Below are 7,566 nucleotides of genomic sequence, written 5' to 3'. Positions count from 1 at the left end.
CGCCGAGACCCTGCCCATCGCCGGACCCCTGCCGGGCGGGGGCGGGCCGGGGGGTGGCGGGCAGGTGGCGGGGGTCGCGTTCGGGCTGCTGTCGGCCGGCGGGTACGCCGCCGTGACGCTGTTCTCGCGGCGCCACCGGGACGACCCACAGGGCACGGCCGTGGGCGGGCTCGTCGTGGGAGCGGCCTGCCTGGCGCCGTTCGCGCTGGTGGACGGCGCGCTGCCCGAGATGAGCGTGCCGTCCGTGGCCCTGCTGCTCTATCTCGGGGCGGTGCCGACCGCGCTCGCCTACGGCCTGTTCTTCCGCGCGCTCACCGCGCTCAGCGCCACCACCGTCTCGATCATCTCGCTGGGGGAGGCGGCCGGTGCGGCGCTGCTGGGCGTGGCGCTGTTCGGCGAACGGCTCACGCCCCTGGCCTGGTCGGGGTGCGCGCTGCTGGTGGCGGCCGTGGTGGTGCTCACGGTCCGGCCCGGCGGGCGCTGACGGGTCCGCCGGAGCCCAGGGGAGCGGAGCGGCGGCGCAGAGCGTCGAGTGGGTCGTATGGGCCGCGGCATGGGTTAGGGTCCGGTACGGCGACGCATGCCGTACCGTCGCTCCGCTCCCGTGGCCCCGCGAATGGGCGGCAGGGGTGGCGGGCACGAGGGAACGGTGTCGGCGAAGTGCGCGTTGGAGGGACTGTGGCGTCGATTACCGGAATCCTCAGAAACCTCCTGGACCGTCCAGGAGGGGTGAACCTGAGCCCGTACAAGAAGATCGTCAAGGCGGCCGGCGAGCTGGCCGGGCCGATCGGGGAGCTCGACGAGCTGCCCCGGCCGGCGATGGACGATCTGGCCCGCTTCTGCGCCGTCGCGCGCGAGGCCGCCGACCGGACGCTCGGGCTGAGGCCGTACGACGTGCAGTTGCTCGGGACGCTCGCGCTCCTCGACGGGAAGATCGCCGAGATGGCCACCGGCGAGGGCAAGACGCTGTCCGGCGCCATGGCGGCCGCGGGCCACGCCCTGCAGGGCAGGCGCGTGCACGTCGTGTCCGTCAACGACTACCTGGCCAGGCGCGACGCGGAGTGGATGGGGCCGTTCTACGAGGCGATGGGCGTCTCGGTGGGATGGATCGGGCAGAGCTCCACCTTCGACGAGCGGCGCGCGGCGTACGCCAAGGACGTCACCTACGGCGCGGTCAGCGAGATCGGCTTCGACGTGCTGCGCGACCGGCTCCGCACCGACGCCGGCGAGATCATCGTGCCCGCGCCCGAGGTGGCGCTGATCGACGAGGCCGACTCCGTGCTGGTGGACGAGGCGCGGGTGCCGCTGGTGATGGCCGGGGCGTCCGACGCGGGCAGCGCGGTGCCGGAGATGGCGGCGCTGGTCAGGCAGCTGGTCCGGGGCTACCACTACGAGATCGACGACCAGGCGCGCAACGTCTACCTGACGCCCAAGGGCGCCGACACCGTCGAGCACCTGCTGGACGTCGACCTGTACGACGAGAACGAGCCCGGGACCCTCATCGAGGTCAATCTGGCGCTGCACGCCCACGCGCTGCTCAGCCGCGACGTCGACTACATCGTCCGCGACGGCAAGGTGCAGCTCATCAACGCCTCCCGCGGCCGGGTGGCGCTGCTGCAGCGCTGGCCCAACGGCCTGCAGGCGGCCGTGGAGGCCAAGGAGGCGCTCGACCCCAGCGAGAAGGGCGAGATCCTCGACTCCATCTCCGTCCAGGGCCTGATCCGCCGCTATCCCAAGATCTGCGGCATGACGGGCACGGCGGTCGCGGTCAGCGAGCAGCTCGGCGAGTTCTACGGGCTGAAGGTCGCGGTGATCCCGTCCAACCGGCCGTGCGTCAGGAAGGACGAGCCCGACCGCGTCTACCCGGCCGTGCCCGACAAGGACGCGGCGCTGGTGGAGGAGATCCAGGCTGTGCACGCCACCGGCCGGCCCATCCTCATCGGCACCCTCGACGTGGCCGAGTCGGAGAACCTCGCCAAGCTCCTGGAGCGGCGCGGCCTCGACCCGGTCGTGCTCAACGCCAAGAACGACGCCGAGGAGGCCGCGATCATCGCCCGCGCGGGCGAGCGCGACGCCATCACGGTCTCCACCCAGATGGCCGGGCGCGGCACCGACATCCGCCTCGGCGAGGGCGTCGCCGAGCTGGGCGGCCTGTACGTGATCGGCTCGGGCCGGCACGCCAGCAGCCGGCTGGACGACCAGCTGCGCGGGCGCGCGGGCCGCCAGGGCGACCCCGGCGGCTCGGTGTTCTTCGTCAGCATGCAGGACGACCTGATCACGCAGTTCGTCCCGGACGAGCGCCCGCCCGCCGCCGACGCCGACGGCATCGTGCGGCACCGCCGCGGCGCCTACCTGGTCGGCCACGCCCAGCGGGTCGCCGAGGGCGTCAACCTGCAGATCCACCGCAACACCTGGCGCTTCACCCGCCTGCTGGAGCACCAGCGCGAGCTCATCCTGGAGTGGCGCGACAAGGTCCTGCACGGCGACGCCGCCGCCAGGGCGCTGGCCGAGGGCAGCCCCGAGCGCTGGGAGGCGCTGCCCGAGGACACCCGCGACGAGACGGCCCGCCAGATCGTGCTGCACGCCATCGACCGCTGCTGGACCGAGCACCTGGCCTTCCTCACCGACCTGCGCGAGGGCATCCACCTGCGGGCGCTGGGCCGGATGAGCCCGATCGACGAGTTCCACCGCGAGGCCGTGGCCGAGTACAAGTCGCTGCTGGCCGAGGTCGAGCGCCGCTCGCTGGAGGCGTTCGAGGCGCCCGAGCCCGACCTCGCGCGCCCGACGGCGACGTGGACCTACATGGTGCAGGACAACCCGTTCGGCACCGAGTGGGACCGCATCCTCAAGCGCGTCGGCTCGGCAGTGCGCGGTCGCTAGCCGTACCTGACAAGAGATGGCAGGTATACCTGCGACGCTCTGGCCATGACAACGAAGGCGAAGCTCCTCGCCGTCACCATCGACTGCGCGGAGCCCAAGAGGATGGCCGAGTTCTACCACCAGATCACGGGCCTGGACATCCAGTACTCCGAGGACGAGTACGCCGCCGTCGGCGACGGCGCCACGAACATCTACTTCGGCCGCGTCCCCGACCGCCGGCCGGTGGAGTGGCCGAGCCCGGCCAAGCAGTTCCACTTCGACTTCCGGGTGCCCGACGTGGAGAAGGCCGCCGAGGAGTACGTCGCGCTGGGCGCCACCAGGCCCGAGTTCCAGCCCGGGATCACGGAGGACGGCGTCGGGTGGATCGTCCTGCAGGACCCCGAGGGGCACCTGCTGTGCGTCTGCCCGGAGAAATCCTGACGGGTTCGCGGGGATACGGGCGGTCACGCGGCGTAGTAGGGGGGACGATCAGCCTAAAGGATGATTCCTGGGCTCTCCGCCGCCCCTAAGCTGGAGCAATGCTCCTGGACGGATCTACCCCCCCGCGCGGGCGCCGATGACCTGGGTCGGCCTGCTCATGGCCCTGGTGGGCGCACTGGGATACGCGCTCGGCGCGGCGCTGCAACAGTACGAGGCCGTGTCGGAGGGCGCCTCGCTCAAGTTGATGAGGCGCCCTCGCTGGCTGATCGGTGGAGTGGTCGGGCTCACCGGGGCCGGCCTGCACGCGGTGGCGCTGAGCTTCGCGCCGCTGGTCGTCGTGCAGCCGATCAGCGTGGCGACGCTGGTGTTCGCGGTGCCGCTGGCCGCGCTCATGTACGGTCGCAGGCCGTACCGGGCGGAGATCCTAGGCTCCGTGGCCGTGGCCGTCGGGCTGCTCTGGCTCATGCTGCTCGTGCCCGTCCAGAACGCCACACCCCACCTGGGCGACGGCGCCGCGGTCGGCTTCATCGCGGTGATCGGCGCGATCGTACTGGTCGCGCAGTTCGTCGCCAGCAGGCTGCACGGGCCGGGCAGGGCGCTGCTGCTTTCCATCGCGGCGGGGGTCGTCACGGCCTGCGTGTCCACGTTCGTCCGCGTGGTGGGCGGCGGGCTGCAGGGCGACTGGGGCAGGCTGCTGCACTGGTTCACGCTGGTCGTGCCGGTGCTGCTGGTGTGCGCCATCGTGCTGCTGCAACGGTCGTACGCGGTCGGCTACTTCGGCATCGCGTACGCGGGCGTGCAGGTCGTCGACCCGATCACCTCGGTGCTCGCCGGAGCCGTCCTCCTGGGCGAGCCCCTCCCCGCGAGCCCGTCCACCGCGATCCCCGCGCTGCTGGCCGGGGCGCTGACCATCGCCGGCACGATCACACTGGGGCGGCTGGCTCCCGACCACTCCCGACCGGCGCCGGTTGACGCCATCACGGCACCTCGTCCACTGACCGCGACATCAGAACGGAGCTGAGCCGCGAGGCCGGCGCCACTCCGCCAGGCGGGCGAGCACCACCGCGTCCCGGAGACCTCCGCAGGCTCTGCCGGGTTGGCATGGGCCTGCACGAGATACACCGTCGTCGTGTTCTTCAGCCATGCAAGGGAGCCTTGGGAGGTGAGCCCCGGCGCGCGTGCGCTCTCGGCTCGGCAGGAAGCCCGTGGCCATGCGCTCGTGTGGGATCGGCGGTTCGGCTGACCGGAAGCTCGACGAAGCCGCTCAGCTTGCGCTCAGCGCCGGTGAACGGCCGGAAGACGAACCGCCGTGGATCTACTTCTTCGGCCATGAGCGGGGGGGCGGTCGACAGTCATACCGGCCGGTCGGTAGGCTCTCGGCATGGACTTCGCCTTCGACACCGTCACCGAGGACCTGCGCGAGCGACTGCTGCGCTTCATGGACGAATGCGTCTACCCGGCCGAGGCGGCCTTCCACCAGCAGGCGTCGGCCAGCGGATGGAGCGCTCCGCCGCTGCTCGCCGACCTGAAGGACGAGGGCAGGAAGCGCGGCCTGTGGAACCTGTTCCTGCCCGGGGAGCACGGGGCGGGGCTGACGAACCTCCAGTACGCGCCACTGGCCGAGATCATGGGCCGCAGCCCGGGCATCGCGCCCACCGCCACCAACTGCGCCGCGCCCGACACCGGCAACATGGAGGTGCTCTCCATGTTCGGCAGCGAGTGGCAGGTCAAGGAGTGGCTCCAGCCGCTCCTCGACGGGCAGATCCGCTCGGCGTTCGCGATGACCGAGCCGGACGTGGCCTCCTCCGACGCCACCAACATCACCACGTCGATCGTCCGCGACGGCGACGAGTACGTCATCAACGGCCGGAAGTGGTTCATCACCGGCGCGATGAACCCCGACTGCAAGATCTTCATCGTGATGGGCAAGACGGATCCGGAGGCGCCGTCGCACCGCCAGCAGAGCATGGTGCTGGTCCCGCGTGACACGCCCGGCATGCACATCAAGCGGGGCATGCAGGTGTTCGGCTACAGCGACGGCGACCACGGCGGGCATGCCGAGATCGTGTTCGAGGACGTGCGCGTCCCGGTCGACAACCTCGTCGGCGAGGAGGGCGGCGGCTTCGCCATCGCCCAGGCCAGGCTCGGCCCCGGCCGCATCCATCACTGCATGCGGCTCATCGGCATCGCCGAGCGCGCGGTCGAGCTCATGTGCCGGCGGGCGCTGAACAGGACGGCGTTCGGCAAGACTGTCGCCCAGCAGGGCGTCGTGCAGGACTGGATCGCCGAGTCCCGCGTCAGGATCGAGCAGTTGCGGCTGCTGATCCTCAAGACGGCCTGGCTCATGGACACCGTCGGCAACCAGGGCGCCCACACCGAGATCCAGGCCATCAAGATCGCGACTCCGATCGCGGTCGAGTGGATCCTCGACAAGGCCATCCAGGTGCACGGCGCGGGCGGCGTCTCGCAGGACTTCCCGCTGGCCGCGCTCTGGGCGGGCGCGCGCTCGCTGCGCCTGGCCGACGGGCCGGACGAGGTGCACAAGCGGTCGCTGGCCTACCGCGAGCTCAAGAAGTACATGTGACGGCGAGAGAGGAAGCCGGAGTGGACGAAGCCCTGCTCAGGGAGCGCATCACGACGCTCCTGGACGATCATGACCCGGCCGGCGACAGGCTGGAATTCCTGCGGGCCAGGTTCGACGCCGGGCTGGCGTGGGTGTGGTTCCCGGAGGGGCTCGGCGGGCTCGGGCTGTCGCGGGACCTTCAGGAGGTCGTCGAGCGCGAGCTGGCCCACACGCCGCAGCTCGACCCGGGTGTCCAGGCCATCGGCCTCGGCATGGCCGCGCCCACCATCCTGGCCTTCGGCACGGAGGAGCAGAAACGCCGCTTCCTCCGGCCGCTGTGGACCGGCGAGGAGGTCTGGTGCCAGCTCTTCAGCGAGCCCGGCGCCGGATCCGACCTGGCGACGCTCGCCACCAGGGCGGTCAGGGACGGTGACGAGTGGGTCGTGGACGGGCAGAAGGTGTGGACGTCCGGCGCCCACCACTCCCGCTGGGCGATCCTCGTCGCCCGCACCGATCCCGCCGTGCCCAAGCACCGCGGACTCACCTACTTCGTCTGCGACATGCGCGCGCCGGGCGTGGACGTGCGCCCGTTGCGGCAGATCACCGGCGAGGCGGAGTTCAACGAGGTGTTCCTCACCGGCGTGCGGCTCCCGGACGACCTGCGGCTGGGAGAGGTGGGCGACGGCTGGCGCGTCGCCCAGACCACGCTCATGAACGAACGCGTGGCGATCGGCGGCGCCCCGGTGCGGCGGGGCGGCGGCATGGTCGGCGCCGTGCTGGAGGAATGGCGCGCCCGCCCCGAGCTGCGCACCCACGACCTGCACCAGCGGCTGCTGTCGCTCTGGGTGGAGGCCGAGGTGACCCGCCTGTCGGGCGCCCGGCTGCGCGAGCAGCTCGCCGCCGGGCAGCCGGGGCCGGAGGGCTCCGGCATGAAGCTGGCGTTCGCCGAGCTGAACCAGGCGTTGACGGGGCTCGACGTCGAGTTCCGGCGCGACCTCGGCTACGACGACTGGACGTTCCGCCGCTCGGACACGGTCGACTTCTACGGTCGCGGCGCCGGATACCGCTATCTGCGCGCCAAGGGCAACTCGATCGAGGGCGGCACCTCGGAGATCCTGCGCAACATCGTGTCCGAACGGGTGCTGGGCCTGCCCTCCGAGCCCCGCGTGGACAAGGACGTCCCCTGGAAGGATTTGCCGCGATGACATGGAGCGAGCCGGAGGCGAGCGCCTGATGACACTCCTGTATTCGGAGGTCGAGGAGGAGCTGCGCGCCGCCGTGCGCGCCCTGCTCGCCGACCGCTGCCCGCCCGCCGCCGTGCTGCAGCGGGCCGAGTCCGACCCGTACGACCTCGACCTGTGGAAGACGCTCGCGGGCGAGATCGGGGTTGCCGGGCTGCTCGTCCCCGAGGAGTACGGCGGGGCCGGGGCGTCGGCCAGTGAGGCGGCGGTGGTGCTGGAGGAGCTGGGCCGGGGCGTCGCCCCGGTGCCGTTCTTCACCAGCTCGGTGCTGGCCACGCGCGCGCTGCTGCCGATCGGCGCGGAGGAGGGCGTGGGCGCGCTGCTGGAGAGGTTGGCGGAGGGGCGCGCGACGGCCGCGCTGGTCGTGTCGCATGCGGCCTCGCCGTACCAGCCGTGGCGCGGCTCCGCGGTCCGCGCGGAGAGCGGCGCGGTCACGGGAAGCGCGGAGGGCGGGGGCGGCGG

At 72.0% G+C, this 7,566-nt stretch carries 7 protein-coding genes; all 7 read left to right on the top strand.

Annotated elements, in window-relative coordinates:
* Positions 1-484: DMT family transporter (locus DQW85_RS31240; RefSeq protein ID WP_162795521.1), on the top strand; the 484-nt coding region annotated here is incomplete at its 5' end.
* 245 nt (positions 485-729) lie between these two features.
* On the top strand, positions 730-2,880 hold the full coding sequence (gene secA2 / locus DQW85_RS31235; RefSeq protein WP_240197538.1) for an accessory Sec system translocase SecA2: 2,151 nt from the start codon (positions 730-732) through the stop codon (positions 2,878-2,880).
* 45 nt (positions 2,881-2,925) lie between these two features.
* Positions 2,926-3,300 carry a VOC family protein gene (locus DQW85_RS31230; RefSeq protein ID WP_113703390.1) on the top strand — a complete coding sequence of 125 codons (375 nt, stop codon included), beginning with the start codon at positions 2,926-2,928 and terminating at the stop codon, positions 3,298-3,300.
* A gap of 136 nt (positions 3,301-3,436) precedes the next feature.
* Positions 3,437-4,321 carry a DMT family transporter gene (locus DQW85_RS31225; protein ID WP_113703389.1) on the top strand — a complete coding sequence of 295 codons (885 nt, stop codon included), beginning with the start codon at positions 3,437-3,439 and terminating at the stop codon, positions 4,319-4,321.
* Positions 4,322-4,681: 360 nt separating this feature from the next.
* The gene (locus tag DQW85_RS31220; RefSeq protein WP_113703388.1) at positions 4,682-5,884 is read left to right on the top strand and encodes an acyl-CoA dehydrogenase family protein; all 1,203 of its coding nucleotides are present in this window, start codon (positions 4,682-4,684) and stop codon (positions 5,882-5,884) included.
* Positions 5,881-7,068 (top strand): acyl-CoA dehydrogenase family protein, encoded by a 1,188-nt coding sequence (locus DQW85_RS31215; RefSeq protein ID WP_240197537.1) that lies wholly within the window; start codon positions 5,881-5,883, stop codon positions 7,066-7,068. The genes DQW85_RS31220 and DQW85_RS31215 overlap by 4 nt, the downstream gene beginning before the upstream one ends.
* Before the next feature lies 1 nt (position 7,069).
* On the top strand, positions 7,070-7,566 hold a 497-nt coding region (locus tag DQW85_RS31210), incomplete at its 3' end, for an acyl-CoA dehydrogenase family protein (protein WP_240197536.1).

This window comes from Nonomuraea lactucae, from assembly GCF_003313395.1.
Taxonomy (GTDB): domain Bacteria; phylum Actinomycetota; class Actinomycetes; order Streptosporangiales; family Streptosporangiaceae; genus Nonomuraea; species Nonomuraea lactucae.
Note: the sequence above shows the minus strand (reverse complement) of the source record. Positions and strands in the feature narration are given on the sequence as shown.